At 62.2% G+C, this 15,904-nt stretch carries 17 protein-coding genes; 13 read left to right on the top strand and 4 right to left on the bottom strand.

Annotated elements, in window-relative coordinates:
- The first annotated feature begins 50 nt into the window (after positions 1-50).
- Positions 51-1,484, top strand: a complete 1,434-nt coding sequence (der, locus tag IHQ72_RS30330) for a ribosome biogenesis GTPase Der (RefSeq protein ID WP_258119259.1) — start codon at positions 51-53, stop codon at positions 1,482-1,484.
- A 251-nt stretch (positions 1,485-1,735) separates the two neighbouring features.
- On the opposite strand, the gene IHQ72_RS30325 is transcribed toward der, so the two are convergent.
- Positions 1,736-2,491 carry an SDR family NAD(P)-dependent oxidoreductase gene (locus IHQ72_RS30325; RefSeq protein WP_258119258.1) on the bottom strand — a complete coding sequence of 252 codons (756 nt, stop codon included), beginning with the start codon at positions 2,489-2,491 and terminating at the stop codon, positions 1,736-1,738.
- Between the two features lie 188 nt (positions 2,492-2,679).
- Between IHQ72_RS30325 and IHQ72_RS30320 the strand changes: the two genes are divergently transcribed.
- The 6 genes from IHQ72_RS30320 (at position 2,680) to IHQ72_RS30295 (ending at position 6,784) form a co-directional block, all read left to right on the top strand.
- Positions 2,680-3,276, top strand: a complete 597-nt coding sequence (locus IHQ72_RS30320) for a L,D-transpeptidase (protein ID WP_258119257.1) — start codon at positions 2,680-2,682, stop codon at positions 3,274-3,276.
- A 199-nt stretch (positions 3,277-3,475) separates the two neighbouring features.
- Positions 3,476-3,616, top strand: a complete 141-nt coding sequence (locus tag IHQ72_RS30315) for an ABC transporter (protein ID WP_082982116.1) — start codon at positions 3,476-3,478, stop codon at positions 3,614-3,616.
- Between the two features lie 144 nt (positions 3,617-3,760).
- A complete protein-coding gene (locus tag IHQ72_RS30310; RefSeq protein ID WP_258119254.1) occupies positions 3,761-4,360 on the top strand; it encodes a hypothetical protein in 600 nt (199 codons plus the stop codon).
- A 159-nt stretch (positions 4,361-4,519) separates the two neighbouring features.
- Positions 4,520-5,107: a protein-S-isoprenylcysteine O-methyltransferase gene (locus IHQ72_RS30305; protein ID WP_258123981.1), complete on the top strand. Its 588-nt coding sequence runs from the start codon at positions 4,520-4,522 to the stop codon at positions 5,105-5,107.
- A 10-nt stretch (positions 5,108-5,117) separates the two neighbouring features.
- A complete protein-coding gene (locus IHQ72_RS30300) occupies positions 5,118-5,897 on the top strand; it encodes a 2-oxo acid dehydrogenase subunit E2 (RefSeq protein WP_258119252.1) in 780 nt (259 codons plus the stop codon).
- On the top strand, positions 5,894-6,784 hold the full coding sequence (locus IHQ72_RS30295) for an SDR family NAD(P)-dependent oxidoreductase (protein ID WP_258119250.1): 891 nt from the start codon (positions 5,894-5,896) through the stop codon (positions 6,782-6,784). The genes IHQ72_RS30300 and IHQ72_RS30295 overlap by 4 nt, the downstream gene beginning before the upstream one ends.
- 487 nt (positions 6,785-7,271) lie before the next feature.
- Here IHQ72_RS30295 and IHQ72_RS30290 read toward each other — a convergent pair whose 3' ends face one another.
- From IHQ72_RS30290 to IHQ72_RS36955, 3 genes are all read right to left on the bottom strand, one after another.
- Positions 7,272-8,723, bottom strand: a complete 1,452-nt coding sequence (locus IHQ72_RS30290) for an FAD-binding oxidoreductase (RefSeq protein WP_258119248.1) — start codon at positions 8,721-8,723, stop codon at positions 7,272-7,274.
- Positions 8,720-9,661, bottom strand: coding sequence for an alpha/beta fold hydrolase (locus IHQ72_RS30285; RefSeq protein WP_258119247.1), 942 nt, complete (start codon positions 9,659-9,661; stop codon positions 8,720-8,722). The genes IHQ72_RS30290 and IHQ72_RS30285 overlap by 4 nt, the downstream gene beginning before the upstream one ends.
- Before the next feature lie 137 nt (positions 9,662-9,798).
- The gene (locus IHQ72_RS36955) at positions 9,799-11,430 is read right to left on the bottom strand and encodes a LuxR C-terminal-related transcriptional regulator (protein WP_309508711.1); all 1,632 of its coding nucleotides are present in this window, start codon (positions 11,428-11,430) and stop codon (positions 9,799-9,801) included.
- Between the two features lie 261 nt (positions 11,431-11,691).
- On the opposite strand from IHQ72_RS36955, the gene IHQ72_RS30275 reads away from it, so the two are divergent.
- The 6 genes from IHQ72_RS30275 (at position 11,692) to IHQ72_RS30250 (ending at position 15,900) form a co-directional block, all read left to right on the top strand.
- Positions 11,692-12,147 (top strand): MFS transporter, encoded by a 456-nt coding sequence (locus tag IHQ72_RS30275; RefSeq protein WP_258119246.1) that lies wholly within the window; start codon positions 11,692-11,694, stop codon positions 12,145-12,147.
- Between the two features lie 119 nt (positions 12,148-12,266).
- The gene (locus IHQ72_RS30270) at positions 12,267-13,451 is read left to right on the top strand and encodes a cell wall hydrolase (protein WP_258119242.1); all 1,185 of its coding nucleotides are present in this window, start codon (positions 12,267-12,269) and stop codon (positions 13,449-13,451) included.
- 242 nt (positions 13,452-13,693) lie between these two features.
- Positions 13,694-14,092, top strand: a complete 399-nt coding sequence (locus IHQ72_RS30265) for an AtpZ/AtpI family protein (RefSeq protein WP_258119241.1) — start codon at positions 13,694-13,696, stop codon at positions 14,090-14,092.
- Between the two features lie 71 nt (positions 14,093-14,163).
- Positions 14,164-14,922 (top strand): F0F1 ATP synthase subunit A, encoded by a 759-nt coding sequence (locus tag IHQ72_RS30260; protein WP_095491923.1) that lies wholly within the window; start codon positions 14,164-14,166, stop codon positions 14,920-14,922.
- 78 nt (positions 14,923-15,000) lie between these two features.
- Positions 15,001-15,225: a F0F1 ATP synthase subunit C gene (locus IHQ72_RS30255; RefSeq protein WP_023799397.1), complete on the top strand. Its 225-nt coding sequence runs from the start codon at positions 15,001-15,003 to the stop codon at positions 15,223-15,225.
- Between the two features lie 75 nt (positions 15,226-15,300).
- Positions 15,301-15,900, top strand: coding sequence for a F0F1 ATP synthase subunit B (locus tag IHQ72_RS30250; RefSeq protein WP_258119219.1), 600 nt, complete (start codon positions 15,301-15,303; stop codon positions 15,898-15,900).
- Positions 15,901-15,904 lie beyond the last annotated feature (4 nt).

The raw sequence follows: 15,904 nt of genomic DNA, 5'->3' as shown, positions 1-15,904 counted from the left end.
AGTGTGTAGCGGTTTTGGGACAACGACATGCATGGCAGATGTAGGGCCGCATGACGTTCAAAGTCGCCATCATCGGCCGGCCTAACGTCGGCAAATCGACCCTTTTTAACAGGCTGGTGGGAAGGAAGCTGGCGCTTGTCGACGACACGCCGGGCGTCACCCGCGACCGTCGCGTCCATCCCGCCAAGCTCTATGATCTGCATTTCGACGTCATCGACACCGCCGGCTTCGAGGATGCTGCTGCTTCGACGCTGCCGGGCCGCATGCGCGCCCAGACCGAGATTGCCATCCGTGAAGCCGACCTGATCTTTTTCACCATCGATGCCAAGTCCGGGCTGATGCCTGACGACAAGACCTTCGCCGAGATCGTGCGCAAGTCCGGCAAGCCGGTTGTCGTCGTCGCCAACAAGGCCGAGGCGCGCGGCGCCCAGGGCGGCATGCTGGAGGCCTGGGAACTCGGCCTTGGCGAGCCGATCCCGGTCTCGGCCGAACACGGCCAGGGCCTGCCCGATTTGCGCGATGCGGTGATCGCCGCACTGGGCGAGGCGCGCGCCTTCGGCGAAGACGAAGAACATGCCGACGAGGAGACCGCCGCCAGCGAGGTGCTGATCGGCGAGGACATCACCGATCCGGATGCCGAGCCGAGATACGACGATACCAAGCCGATGCGCATCGCCGTCGTCGGTCGCCCAAATGCCGGCAAATCGACGCTGATCAACGCGCTGATCGGTGAGGAGCGGCTCTTGACCGGGCCGGAAGCCGGCATCACCCGCGATTCCATCTCCGTCGACTGGGACTGGCATGGCCGCCGCCTGAAGCTGTTCGACACCGCCGGCATGCGCCGCAAGGCCAGGATCCACGAAAAGCTGGAAGTCATGTCAGTGCAGGACGGCTTGCGCGCCATCCGCTTTGCCGAAATCGTCATCATCGTGCTCGACGCCACCATTCCCTTCGAGAAGCAGGATCTGCAGATCGCCGACCTGATCATCCGCGAGGGCCGCGCGCCGGTGATCGCCTTCAACAAATGGGATATGATCGACCACCCCCAGGAACTCCTGGCGGAACTGCGCGAGAAGACCGAGCGGCTGTTGCCGCAGGCGCGCGGCATGCAGGCGGTGCCGGTCTCGGCCGAGACCGGGCGTGGCCTCGACAAGCTGATGGATGCCGTCATCAGGACGCACAGAGTGTGGAACAGCCGCGTCTCGACCGGCAAGCTCAACCGCTGGCTGGAAGGCATCCTGGCGCATCATCCGCCGCCCGCCGTGGCAGGGCGCCGGTTGAAGATCAAATATGTCACCCAGGCCAAGACGCGCCCGCCGGGCTTCGTCGTGTCCTGCTCACGGCCGGACGCGATGCCGCAATCCTATGTCCGCTATCTCTCGAACAGCCTGCGCGAAGCCTTCGACATGCCCGGCGTGCCGATCCGCATCGCCCTGCGCGCCTCGGAAAATCCGTTCGCCAGCAAGGCGAAAAAACGCCGCTGAGCTGCGCGTCTTCTGGGCGCCAGCATCAGGCTACGCTCCGCAGGCCGCTCGCGGGCAGCGCCTGCACATTTTCGGGTAGGCGATTCCACCGCCACCTGCAGCAGGATGTCGGCAAGTCGCGCCGCCACCGGGTCTGGCCCGGCCTTCCTTGCGATGCGGGAACAGCGCCATCTCAGGCAGTGCGGGCAGCCCGGCGATCTGGGCGTCATCGCCGTGGCAGTAGCCAGCACGAGTGGGGACAGCCACTGCACCTAATGGGCGGTGTAAGCTCCGTCCACCAGATGGTAGCTCCCAGTGATAAAGCTGGCCTGATCGGACAACAGGAAGCACACAAGAGCCGCTACCTCTTCCGGTTTGCCGCGTCTGCCCATCGGCTGAAGGGCTGCCATGCGCCGGGTGGTTAATGTCTCCATTTGCTCCGATAGAAGAGGCGTTTCGATCCAGCCGGGGCCGACGACATTGATCCGGATGCCCATCCTCGCATATTCAATCGCCGCAACCTTGGTCAATCCAACGACCCCGTGTTTCGCTGCCGTGTATGCGGACGCAGTCGGCAAGCCGACGGAACCGAGAATCGAGGACATGTTCACGATGGCGCCTCCGCCTCGATCCAGCATGGCGGCGATTTCGTACTTCATGCTGTAGAAAACGCCATTTAGATTGACGTTTATCAGCTTGTGCCAGTTGTCGAGCGGATAGTCTGCCGTCGCTTTTCGAACGCCGTCGATACCTGCATTGTTTACCGCCATATCCAGTCCGCCGCATTTCTGGACAGTGAACTCGATCAGCTTTTCGACGGCTGCCGCATCCGTGACATCGACCGCAAAGTCGTAGGCCCTGCCCCCTTGCGCGCTTATTTCGGCGGCTTTGCAGCGCGCGGCCTCGGCATCAAGGTCGGCGACAACAACCTCGGCTCCTTCTTGCGCGAGTTGCCGTGAAACAGCCGCTCCTATTCCGGAGCCTGCGCCGGTCACAATCGCGACTTTACCATGGAAGTCAGGCTTCATCGTCTCTGTCCTATGCCCATTTTGACATAACCGAACAGAGGCAGACGGTTATCGCAAGAAGTTTCGCTCCAATTCGCTTGTCAATCCTGTGAATTCATTTTGCCACCACACAGCGAGACTTGGCCCGCAGGCCCGGGAATGGTAGAGACGAGGGCGGGGTAGATTGACCAGTTTCCTAGCAGGTAGAAATGGAAGAACACCACATTGCGCGCCGGGGGCTCGTGCTGGGTAGTCTGGCTCTGATGCTTTCCGGATGTACGTCGACGCTACGACAGGCGACGGAGCCGATTTCATCCGCGTTCGGACCAAGGAATGGCCTCAATCCTCGTTTCCGACGGCGGCATGTGCGGTACGACGGAAACGAGCCGCCTGGAACGATCGTCGTCGATACTTCGCAACGTTTTCTCTATGCCGTCGAGACCGACGGGTGGGCGACGCGCTACGGCGTCGGCGTCGGCGAGCAGGGACTTTCGTTCAAGGGTACAGCGACCGTCGGCCGCAAGGCGGACTGGCCGTCGTGGACACCCACCGCCAGCATGATGAAGCGCAAGCCGCGCCTGGTGCAGTATGCAGGGGGGGTCCCTGGCGGACCAAACAACCCGCTTGGTGCGCGTGCCCTTTATCTCTATCGCGACGGGCGCGACACCCACTTCCGGATACATGGTACAAACGAGCCATGGACGATAGGCACAGCGGTATCGAACGGGTGCATCCGTTTGATAAATGACGACATCATTGACCTCTACGACCGTACTCCTTTGGGCACGACGGTGGTGGTTGTTTGATGGTGGGCAGGCCTGATCTCCGTTGGATGGTGAGCCCTGCCGGCACGTCACCGCAAAGCTGCCGCCTGCAACCGGGTGCCAACTGTGTCATTTCTGCACTAGGCGTTGGTGTAGATCGCAGCTAACTTGGTGGGGCTGCATATCGTTTTATTTGTGGCGATTCTATAGGCTGTTCCGCCCCTGGGGAAAGGATTGCTTGATGAGCAGGATGTTGATTGTAATGGTTGCTACCCTCGCCGTTGCCAGCCTGAGCGGCTGCGCGAACGGCTGGATCGGTAAAGGAAAGGGGAAGGCTCCTCCGCCGGAACCCGCTGCCGTAGAAGAGCCCGTGATTAAATAAGCACCGGCTTTCGGAGATTTGGGGAAGGGCCGCCAGGCCCTTCCCCATATCGATATGCAGGGGCCAAGGCCGGATTCGCAGCCTACCTGAGGTTGGCGGGCATAGGCTGGCACTAGGTCTGCGGTCCTCGGAGTTCTGGATGAGATGACGCTTGTAAGTGGCCGTTCAACAATCGTGGCCCTGCTCGCGCTTGTCGCAGCGTCATGTCAGTCGCAGGACAACAAGCCCCAGCCGAGTTTCGTGTCCAATGATCGGGCACTAAGAACCGCGGCGATGCCGGCGAGCGCGGCGGCATCAACTCAAGCCCAACGGCATTTCATCGAGTTCCGCTCCCGGTACGCCCTTACCTACGGCCATTCCTTCGTGATTTTTGGACGATTGAACCAGGCGGGACGGATGGTCAACCCCGAAGTCGCGGGGCTCGCTCCGAAGTCCAATGATCCCAATGTCTATGTTCTCGGCCATTTGGCGCCCGTGCCAGCCTCGACCGGGTGGACGGACGGCGACCTGGAAGATGCCTACCGGTCGGCAAGCTGGCGAGTTTTGCTTACCGAAGCCGAATATAGGAAAGCCGTCGCGAGCATACGAAGGCTGCAGGCCAGTTCTCCACTTTGGCACGCGTCGCTCTACAATTGCAACGCATTCGTAGCGGACATCGCCAGATCCATGGGGTATAAGACCCCCGGTACCTGGCTCCGGCCGCAACAATTCATAACCAAGCTTCGGGAGATGAACGGGGGTTGAAATGCGATTGGCAAAACCCGCTTTCGCGTCTCATTGCCCGGTTAAGTCCGAAAGGAACGCGCACTGAATGTCTATCGGTCGACAACTCGGACGCTGACATCGTTGCGACGGCTTATCGTGATCCCAGATCGAGAAAGGCTCCGGTGACCTGAAGTGACCATTGCTGTAGCTTCAGTTGGCGAGATCATCTGGGTGATCGGCATCGTTGCTTGGTACGTGATCCGGTATCCGTTCGAGCGCCGGGCAAGGCGCGTGCGAATTGTAGCTGGCGGCCGCTCAAGTTCCGACACCGTCGGGCTTGCATCGGCTCTCCTTGGCCTGGCGATCCTGCCTGGCTTCTATGTCGCCACCGGCATCCCCGCAGCGGCTGACCATCCGGCCAGCGTGTGGTCGGTGGCGCTCGGAACCATCATCTTCTGCTCCGCGCTGTGGATTTTTCGCATGTCCCACAAGGAACTTGGCCGTAACTGGTCGATCACGCTCGAGATTCGCGAGCGGCATGAACTGGTCACCGCCGGGCCATACGCCTTGGTCCGTCACCCGATGTACACCTCGTTTCTGCTTATGGGGCTCGGCCAGCTCTTTCTGCTGCCGAACTGGGTTGCGGGCATATCTGGTTTGATCGGTTTCGCAGTGCTTTTCCTGCTGAGAGTGGATAAGGAAGAGCGTATGATGCTGGAGAATTTAGGCCCGCAATACCGCGCCTATATGGAAAGGACCAAGCGAATATTCCCTTATCTTTATTAGAGGTCGTTTGATGCGAGGCCGAGCCCTCAAGCTTTCGGCGCCCCGGCGCCTTGTTGGCGATCTGATGAGGTTTTCGATCGGCGTGCCACGCGTCGCGGTGCAGCGTCAGATGAACCTCGGCCCACTCGTAAGGGCTAGAATGGCGCAGCAGACCAGGCCCTCGTGGACTGCGATCTTCCTGAAAGGATATGCGCTTCTCGCCCTGGAGATGCCGGAGCTGCGGCGCGCCTATGTCAAGTTGCCCTGGCCGCAGCTTTACGAGTATCCGGCAAGCGTAGCCTCGATTGCCCACGAGCGCGAATATGATGGCGAGCCGGCCGTTCTGCTGAGCTGCATCAAGTGCCCGGAGCGCTACTCCATCACGGAACTTGAGGAATCCATCCACGCGTCTCGATCACGGCCGATCCTGGAGGTCCCGGAGTTCCGGCGTGCCTTGCGGATGGCAGGTGCGCCCGCGCCAGTCAGGTGGCTGCTTATGTGGCTGGGGTTGAACATCGGCCGGCAAAGGGCAAATTACTTCGGTACCTTCCAACTGTCCGTCTATTCTGGTCTCGGTGCGGAATCACTCAATCCGCTGACACCATTGACCACGCTTCTAAACTACGGTCCGATCGGCAATGACGGATCGGTGAATGTCCGCATCCACTACGATCACCGGGTAATGGATGGAGCGAACGTCGCACGAGCACTGGAGAGATTCGAAAAGATTCTGAACGGCACTGTCGCCAATGAAGTGATGCTGCTCGGTCAAAGTGTTGCCGCTCCTGCAAGACGGAGGAACGCGACATGATTTCGCACCGTGAATTCCGGCCAGCCGTCGTCGTGATTGGCGGCTCGGGTGGAATTGGCCGGGCAATTGCGAGCGTCGCTGCACGGGAGCGCGGTGCGGTTGTGCTGGTTGCCCGCTCGCCCGAGGGTTTGGCCGCCGCGGCGTCCGAAGTTCGGAAGGGAGGTGGCGAGGCATTCACGCTCGAGTTGGATCTCGTGGCAGGCGATGCGCCAACGCGCCTGGAGGGCTTTCTGTCCGCACACGGCCTGGTCTGTGATGTCCTGGTCAACAGCGCCGGCTATGGCCTGCGGGGCGCGGCGACGGCGCTGCCTATTGATGGTCAACTCGGCATCATCGATCTCAACATACATTCCCTCACAGAACTGACCCTCCATTTTCTGCCGGGAATGGTGGCGCGCCGACGGGGCGGGGTGCTCAATCTCAGCTCCGTGGCCGGGTTCGTTCCCGGGCCTTACATGGCTCTGTATTTCGCCAGCAAAGGTTTCGTGCGCTTCTTCTCAGAGGCGCTTCATCAGGAGTTGCGCCGAACCGGTGTGACGGTCACATGCGTGGCACCAGGCCCGGTGTCGACGGAGTTTCTCGCAAGGTCAGGCGCCAATCAGGCGGCGCTCTTCAACATATTGCCCAAGGTGGATCCGGAGTATGTGGCCGAACGGGCGTGGCGAGGGTTCAAATCCGGTCGTCGCCTCGTCGTACCGGGTATCTCGGCCAAGTTGGCTGCCCTTGCGGCATCGCTCCTGCCTTCCGCAGCGCTGCTGCCCCTGGTCGGCCGGCTGCAACGCGGCGGCAATGATCAATGTCCTTGCGGTTCTGGTATGAAGTTCAAGAAATGCTGCGGTACCCGCCACATCCAGCTACGCCGGGGCCCTCGGGGAATTATCCCCTGACCGGACCAGCACGCCACCGCTCGCCATTTCAGGAGTCGCTGATGGTTTTGGTTGCGGCTCAACGAACAAACGCTTTCCACCTGAACCGTTGCTGCGCTCTCGTTGGGTCATGGGATTGGTGCACGGCGCGCATGGAGTCGCTCTCGGCCAGCGAGACAAACGCCAAACCTTCCAGACCCCGCCGCCCTCCAAGTGATTGAAATAATTCGCCACTCGGCCACCCATCCACTGCGATCTGCGCCGCGGCGGCGGCTCCAGCTCATACGCCAGTGATCGTCGACTTAATGCCCGTCGCGCAAAAGTGCGGGGCGGTTTTGCGACAACGACATGCATAAAAACAAGAACTTAAAGCGCGTCGCATGAATCCGTTCAAACGCGACGCGCTTTAGCCAACCGCCGGACATGCTCGAATGAACGCGAGCGACCAGCGGGTCCGTGCCCGCCTCAATGAAATAGACCTCGATCTTTGTTCGACGCCGTGGTTCGCTCACGCATTCCCGGCTCGGGTTCGAGGCGCGATGTTCCGGTTTGAGCGGAACACGTTGTCCGGGTCGTACTTCTTCTTGACCTCGACGAGACGGTCGAAGTTGGCGCCGTACGTCGCCCAGATGCGCTCCTCGTCCTCGTCGGCGGTCTGGAAATTGATGTAGTTGCCACCGGTTGAGAAGGGTCGGATCCGTTTCCATGCGTCGCGGACCCATTGCGGGAACGTGTCCGCCTCGGGTTCGTCCGGCTTCCAGATGCCGATCACGCCGCAGGCATAGCGGGCGTCCCGGTTCCCGACGGCCCCGTCGTCCCCGTCGTGCTCGTTGAGGGCTCCACCGAGGTGGAGGATTCCGAGCTGCGCTTCCGGGATGGGACACGCGGCGGCCAAGTCCCGCCAGGTCGACAGGAGGCGGTCGCTCAGCTCGGCGGCATACTCGGTCTTCCAGTAGTAGTGGTTGCCCTTCGGCTCTGCCGCGTCGAGGTAGGACTGCACTTGCGCATAGGGCTGCTCCTGAAGCAGATCCACGACGGGGTCGGACAACGCCCGCATGGGTGCGAACACCTCGTCGACGTTGCCCAGGTCGCCGCTGTAACAGACGACCAGCGCGCAGATCCGCTCCCCGTGCCACTGCTCTGGCACAAAGGGCGCTGCCGGGGCACGGAGGAGGTTCAGCCACACGGCCAGTTCCCGGGGCGCCTCGGTGGTGATCCTTCTGTAGGCTCGGAGAATCACTTCGGCCCGGTCGAAGGGCCAGGCGACGAGTCCGCCGTAGACGGTCGGGCCGACTTCGTGCAGGTGGAAGGTGAACCGGGTGACAACGCCGAGGTTGGCACCGGCGCCACGGATCGCCCAGAACAGGTCGGCATTCTCATGGCGGTTGGCGGTGCGGATCTCGCCGTCCGCAGTGACGATCTCGACCTCCTCGAGGTTGTCGACCGTCCAACCGAACCGACGCGTCAGGTATCCCAAGCCGCCGCCGAGGGTCAAGCCGCTGACGCCAACCTCGGATATGAAGCCGAGCACAGTTGCCATCCCGTGCTTCTGTGTCGCGCGGTCGACGTCCTTGAGCAGACACCCGGGCCCGACGTGCGCGAGCTTGGCATTGGGTATGACTGTGACGTCGCGCATGCGGGTCATATCGAGCGCCAAGCCGCGCTCGGTGATAGAAGTTCCGCCGATGTTATGGCCTCCGCCCTTCACGCTAAGGAGCAGCCGGTGGTCACGTGCGAATCCCACGGCCGCGGCGACGTCGTGGGCCGAAGTCGGTTGGAGCACGAGCGCCGGGACCTTGGCCACCATGCCGTTCCAGATCAGTACAGCATCATCCCAGCCCTCATCGCCGGGGCGCAGCAGCGGCCCCTCAAGGCGCGCCTCCAATTCGTCGAGCTGCTTTGAGGTCAGGTTGACGCGCCCACCCTCGAGACCAGCGATGTCGATGGCGCTCATGTTCATGTGACGTTCCCCCGTCCGGTCGAAGTTTCGAGCGCCTCGCGCAACGCCCGCAGAAAAGCTTCGGGCTGCTCGATGGGAGGATCGTCGGCGGCGTTCTCGATCACATGTAGCGGCCATCCGTAGCGGGTGCTCGCTGACTCGGCGATCGCCAGTTGCGTCGCGAGGTCGTGCCTGCCCCAGATCAGAGTCGTGGGAACCGTGATCCGCATGAGGTCCGCTGGCGGGATCGCGGGCATCCCGAACTGCGTCATGAGGCTGTGCTGCGCCGCGTGCAAGTTCGTCGCGCGGGCACGATCGAGGTTGTACGCCTTCAACCACTCCCAGCTCTCACCCATCTGATCACGCATGCGGTCCAGATCGAAGGCGCATTGGCGCCAGAGCCTGTCGTGCGTCTCCTCGGTCGGCCCCGCCATGAAGTCGGTCAAGGCGAGCCCGAACTCCGGCGTCGGCTGGAATGACCCCAGGCCGAGCGTATCGACAAGAACGAGCCGGCTGAGTCGGTCGCTCCGGTGGCTGGCGAAGCGCGCTGCTATGGCGCCGCCAAGGATTTGCCCCACCAGCGTCGGCGGCATCGGGCAGGTTCGCTCGATCAGTTCGCCGAGCCACGCGAGTACGCGATCGGTGCTCAGCGGGCCGTCAGGTACATCAGTCGTTCCGTGACCCGGCAAGTCGGGGGCGACCACGCGATGTGTCGTCACCAGGTCCGGGATGACCCGCATCCACTTGGCCGCGTGCTCTCCCGGTCCATGCAGCAGGACGATTGGCTGGCCGTCTCCGCCTTCCAGCACGGCGGTCGGAATGCCAGCCAGTTCCAGCCGTCGCTCGGTGACAGGCATCTCCGCCAGCAGCCGTTCACGAGCCTGCTTGCCGACAAACCGGCGACCGCGAAGCCCTTCTGCTGGCTCCTGAGCGGCCATCCGCGCTTGTATCTCGGACATGGCATCCTCCTGCTCGTATCTACGGTGTTGATCCGCAAATCGACGTTAGGACGGATCGCCACAGCGCCGCTTCGGCAAAATCACCCAATTTGCGCCAACCGCCGCATGGGTAGTTTCGCCCACTATGGCCGATCGATTCAGATCAGCTTGTGCTCGTATGCGTAGGCCGTCGCGGCCGCCCGCGAAGGAAGGGTGAGCTTGGTGAAGATGTTGCTTACGTGCCTGTCGACTGTCCGCTGGCTCAAGAACAGCTCGGCGGCGATGACCTTGTTGGTCCTGCCGGTGGCAATCAGCCGAAGGACCTGCAACTCACGCGGCGTCAGTCCGTGGGGATGAGCGGACAGTGGACCCTTTGTAAGCGATTCAAGCCGGGCGAGATCCGGCACGGCTCCCAACTGTTCGAACACGGCGCAGGCCGCATCCAGTTCCAAACTTGCTCCTTCCTCGTCCGCCAGAGCGCGGCAGGCCAGCCCCACCAGCAAACGCGTGCGTGCGGTCATGTACGGCGCCTTGACCTGTTCCCACCCCTGCAAAGCTCGGCGCAGCGAGCCCAGCGCAGCCTGAGCGTCGCCTTCGGCCAGTTCCACAGCGCCTTGGGCGTGGGCAGCAATCGCACCAAGAAGGCCCGTGTCGAAGCGATCAGTTATTTCCTTTAGTGTCTGGCAGGCAGCGTGAGCATCCTCGATTTCGCCCGCATCCAACATGATGTCGACACAGGCGGGCAAGAGCCTTGCCAGCTGCAATGGGTCGGTAGTAGCACTGACGACGCGTCGGATCGCTCCCGCCGCAATCTCAACGCGTCCTTGCGCCATCCGTAACAAGGCCAAGCCAGGCTGCGGTTCCCAGCCCCAACGGCTCGCGCTCCGGTATGCCTCCTCAGCCGCTGTAAAGTCGCCCTGGAGTCGGTGTATCTCCGCTAATTGATAGAAGGCCGAGGCGGGGCGCTGAGGATCGATGCCCTTTTCGAAACGCTCGCAGCCGCGGCGCGCCTCCACGAGCGCTTCCGGCCAGGCGCCGTGCAGCTGCATGATTTCCGCGCGATGCACCAGGCACTTGCCGGTAAAGCTGACCATCTCGGGTTGTGCCTCGCACCACCGCGCAAGGGCGGTCGTCCATTCGCGGGCACGGTCCACCGCGTATACTTGCTGACAGCCGTCGATCACGCTGCAATAGATCAAACCCGTGACCAGCGGCGACAGCTCCCCAGCTGTGACCGCGAGCATGGCCTCGTCTAGCAGCCTGAGCCCCTGCTCGACCTGCCCCTGTTGCATCAGAACCAAGCCCTGCAGGTGGCGGGCGCAGGCGATCAGGTCTGCCTCTCCGAAGCGATCGCCGATCTCGGCGGCATTGCCCGCGGCGGCATACGCGGCCTCCCATTCCCCGGCGTCGATATGCTGCTGCACCACCGGCAACAGCAGGTAGCCCGCTTCAACGCAATCGCGCTCCTCGCATTCGATAAGCCGCTTGGCACGGGCGAGCCATCCGGTCGCGCGGCCCGTCTCTCCTCTAAAGAGCAGGCGCAAACCCAGCCAGAAGGCGCAGCGAACCGCGCGCACACTTTCGCCCGCATCCAGATAGGCGTGGTAGGCACGGTCAAGCGCTCTCAGATAGTCGTCATCCCGAGCGATCATATACGCCGACATCGCCAGCAACTCGAGATCCTCGACGGCCAGCGGAACCACTTTATCGGCGAGCGAGAGTGCTTGGTAGGCATCGGCCCAGGCATGCCGTTTGTAGGACTTGCGGCCTCGTTCGAGTTCCCTCGCCACGTCCGCGACAGACCACCTCTTTTGGCGCATATCAAAACCGCCAATCTGCTTCGCTCCATTTCTGCGGGGAGTTTAGCAGATCGGCGCCGGCGACCAACCGCGCTTCGAAACGACGACGAGTTCGGTACTGGAGCAGCCAAATCGATGCACAATTGAAAGTCGGGTAAGAGTCGGTTCGCCTGGTAGTACGCCTGGCGGAGAACGAACGACCGCTTTTCATCATCGGCACCGGGCGTTCACAGATGCGCAGGCCTGGCTGCCGTGCAGATCGGCGCCATGGTCATGCGCGTCTGGAGCGGCCGCTTCACGGATCGCCGCGGCAACCGCCGATCGTTCCTGCGTCTTTGCAGCGCCCTGAGCGTGATCGCCTTCGCAGCGCTTGGACTGCTGGTCCTGGCATCCGCCGCCATGTCTGAGTGGCAGCCGATCCTCTCGCCGGCGATCCTTGGACTGCTGGTTGTTGCCGGCGTCTGTGTTTCCTCATGGCACGGTGTCGCCTACACCGAACTTGCCACGCTTGCCGGCGCAAACCACGCTGGAACGGCGCTCGGCCTCGCCAACAGCTTCGTCTTTATCGTGTTCTTCCTGGTGCCGATTGCCATTCCAGGGCTTCTCGTCTTCTGGTCGTGGACGGGCGTCTGGCTGGCTGCGGCTTTTTGCGCACTGATCGCCTGGCCGATCTTTCTTCGGCCCGAACATGGCCGCAAAAGCGCCTGACTTCAGATCGACAGGGAAGGATCGACAGGGCAAACACGATCCAACCTGTTAACGCCCCATCAAGGTTAATGCATCATTGTGCCTCTCCAGTGGGGTCCGTTGCGTTTCTGGAGAGTTCCGTGCATCGACGTGTTTTGAAGCGGCTTGTCGCTTTCGCCGGTGAGAAAAGACGTTCCTTTCTGTCTCCTCTGGTCATCGGACTTGGCATCTGGGTCGGCTTTCCCAATGTCATCGCCTACCAGGACATGACGAGCCTGATTTCGGGCCTCAAGGCGCCGAACGCCCGCTGGAACGCCTATGTCGAGAAATCCGTCGCCGGCTCGGTCCATGCCGCCGAGATGCCTTTCCTCGATTCCGACACCACCGGCTCGATCTCGGGTTCCGGCGTCCGGTTGCCCGGCATCGGCGCCGTGTCGTTTCGCAGAAAGGGCAGCGTGGCCAGCACGACGCCCGACGAGGACCGCATCATGCGCGCCGACAAGAAGGGCCGCATTATCATCGTCTCGCCGGTCGCGCCGCCGAAGAACTTCAATGCCGGCTCGGTTTTCGAGCGCACCTCCTCGCTGCTTCGCCCGAGCATGGACAGCGGCCTGAAAATGGCTTTCGCCAAGCCCGAGATCAAAGGCAAGGAGATCCAGATTGCCGCCGCGTTTCATAGGCGCGTCGACAAGAAGCCGGATCCTGGCGTGCCGGCCATGCTGGCCGCGCTGGTCAACAACGACCGCCCTGACGTCCTGGCGACCGCCTACGCAGCGGCCGCGCCCGACTATGCGCAGGCTTCGCCCTTCGAGGCCTTGCTTCAGGACGAGAAGCCGAACGATGGCCGTTTCATTCCGCCGGTGGCCAAGGGCGATCATTCGTGGATGCAAACTCCGCTGCCGGCGAGCGTCTTCTCCAAGCCGGAACAGACTTGCCTCGCCAACGGCATCTATTTCGAGGCGCGCGGTGAATCCGTGCGCGGCCAGGCCGCCGTCGCCCAGGTCATCCTCAATCGCGTTCGCAATCCGGCCTATCCGAACTCGATCTGCGGCGTCGTCTACCAGAACGACAAGTGGTTCAACCGTTGCCAGTTTTCCTTCGCTTGTGACGGCAGGAAGAAACGCATCCAGAGCCCGGCCCACTACAAGACCGCGCAGGATATCGCCATGGCAGTCACTGCCGGCAAGATCTTCATCCCGGAAGTCGGATCGTCGACCCATTACTACGCCAACTACGTCAACCCGGGTTGGGCGCGGACGATGAAAAAAATGACCAAGATCGGCCTGCACATCTTCTACCGCACCTATGGCGGCGGCTGGAGCTGAGCGCTCCGGCAAGGCCCCGGGCACGCTCGATCGAAGACCCCTCGGCGCAGGGATTCGGCCGCGGCACGCCAACGACGGTAGCGGGCACGATGTCGCACCCCGGCAAGCCATTGATTTCGATAGAGAAAATACTTAAGGCTGAAGTCCCGCCCGTGGCTTGACGGGCGCGGACCCTCTAACTATGTTGCCGGCGACTTAAGAGCGGACGGACGGCGACGATCTGACCGGGCAAGGGGGTTACGATGGCCGACAAGAATGGGCCAGACGGAACCGGAGAAACCGGCCGCGGCAAACAGCGTCAAGCCGACATCCGCGACGACGATCTTGAGCGCCGCCGGCGCGACCTTGAAGCATCGCTTGCGACAAGGCGGCCGGACCGGCTCGAGGGGAAAGACGACGCGAAAGCGGGCAGTGCGGCCGGATATGGCCAGGCGCTCAAGCTATCCAGCGAGTTCATCGCCGGGATAGTGGTTGGTGCTGGTCTCGGCTGGATCATCGACCGTGTGGCGGGGACATCGCCATGGGGTCTGATCGTTTTTTTGCTGCTGGGTTTTGGCGCCGGCGTGCTCAACGTCCTGCGCTCCGCAGGGCTTATGGCGGAATTCGGACAGGGCGACAAAACCCGCGATCCGAAAGAATGAACTTGAGGCGCCGTTTGCCGGCGCAGTGAACAGGACGCTAAAGCCGCGTGCGGCTTTGATGGGGATTTAAAGTGGCTGCTGACAAGGTCGATCCGATTCACCAGTTCCATATCAACAAGCTGATTCCGATCGAGATCGGCGGCTACGACCTGTCCTTCACCAATTCGGCCCTCTTCATGGTCGCGACCGTGGTCGTCGCATCGGCGTTCCTCTATCTCACCACCTCAAGCCGCAGCCTCGTCCCCACCCGTCTTCAGTCGGTCTCGGAAATGGCCTACGAATTCGTCGGCAACATGCTGAGGGACGCAGCCGGAACGCAAGGCATGAAGTTCTTCCCCTTGGTATTTTCGCTGTTCATGTTCGTGCTCGTCGCCAATCTGCTCGGTCTTTTCCCGTATTTTTTCACCGTCACCAGCCATATCATCGTCACTTTCGGCCTTGCCGCGCTGGTGATCGGAACCGTCGTCGTCTACGGGTTCATGAAGCACGGCCTCGGTTTCCTGAAACTGTTCGTCCCGCATGGCGTGCCGATTTACCTGCTGCCGCTGGTCGTGCTGATCGAGGTGATTTCCTTCGTTTCGCGCCCGGTCAGCCTCTCGGTTCGTCTGTTTGCCAATATGCTGGCCGGCCACATCACGCTGAAGGTGTTCTCCGGCTTCGTGGTGAGCTTGAGCGCGCTTGGCACGCTCGGCATTGCCGGATCGGTCCTGCCGCTGGCGATGGCCGTGGCGCTGACGGCGCTGGAATTGCTGGTCGCCTTCCTGCAAGCCTACGTCTTTGCCGTGCTGACCTGCATGTATCTGAACGACGCCCTGCATCCCGGGCACTGACCCAGGCTGGCCAAGAGTTTCCGGCATTTCTGCCGGATGGAATTGCAACGGAATTTTAGATCCAAAGGAGTTGAACAAATGGAAGCAGAAGCAGCAAAGTTCATCGGCGCCGGCATCGCATGCCTCGGCATGGGTGGCGCCGGTATTGGCCTCGGCAACATCTTCGGCAGCTATCTGGCGGGCGCGCTGCGCAACCCGTCGGCCGCGGATGGCCAGTTCGGCCGCCTGATCTTCGGCTTCGCCGTGACCGAAGCGCTGGGCATCTTCTCCCTTCTCATCGCGCTTCTGGCCCTGTTCGGCTGAGCCCTGTTCGGCTAACATTGGGAATTGGACGGGCCGGCCGCAATCAGCGGCGGGCCTGATATCAGGGGATAGTCCATGTTCGTGACATCTGCCTTTGCGCAAGAGTCCGCGCCCACCGTCGAAGACGGCCACACCGGCACGGAAGGCGATACGCATTCCGGCACCGGCGTGCCTGCCGAGGCGCACGGCGTGTTCCCGCCATTCGATCCGGCGACATTCCCGTCGCAGCTTCTGTGGCTGGCGATCACCTTCGGGCTGTTCTACCTGTTCCTGAAGAAGGTGGTGATGCCGCGTGTCGGCGGCATCATCGATGTCCGCAACGACCGCATCACGCAGGATCTCGATCATGCCGCCAGGCTGAAGGGAGAGGCCGATGCCGCCGTTGCCGCCTATGAGCAAGAACTGGCGGAGGCCAAGACCAAGGCCAATGCGATCGGCCAGCAGGCCAACGATGCCGCCAAGGCGGAAGCCGAGGCCGCCCGCAAGAAGGTCGAGGCAGCGCTTGACCAGAAGCTTGGCGAAGCCGAGGCTCGCATTTCATCCATCAAGGCCAATGCCATGAAGGAAGTCGGCACGATCGCCGAGGACACCGCTTCTGCCATCGTCGAGGCGCTTGTCGGCGGCAAGGCCAGCAAGGCCGAGATCGCGGCAGCCGTCAAATCCGTGGCCCGGTGAGGAG

This window comes from Mesorhizobium onobrychidis, assembly GCF_024707545.1.
Lineage (GTDB): Bacteria > Pseudomonadota > Alphaproteobacteria > Rhizobiales > Rhizobiaceae > Mesorhizobium > Mesorhizobium onobrychidis.
This window is presented reverse-complemented; position numbering and strand designations above follow the sequence as displayed.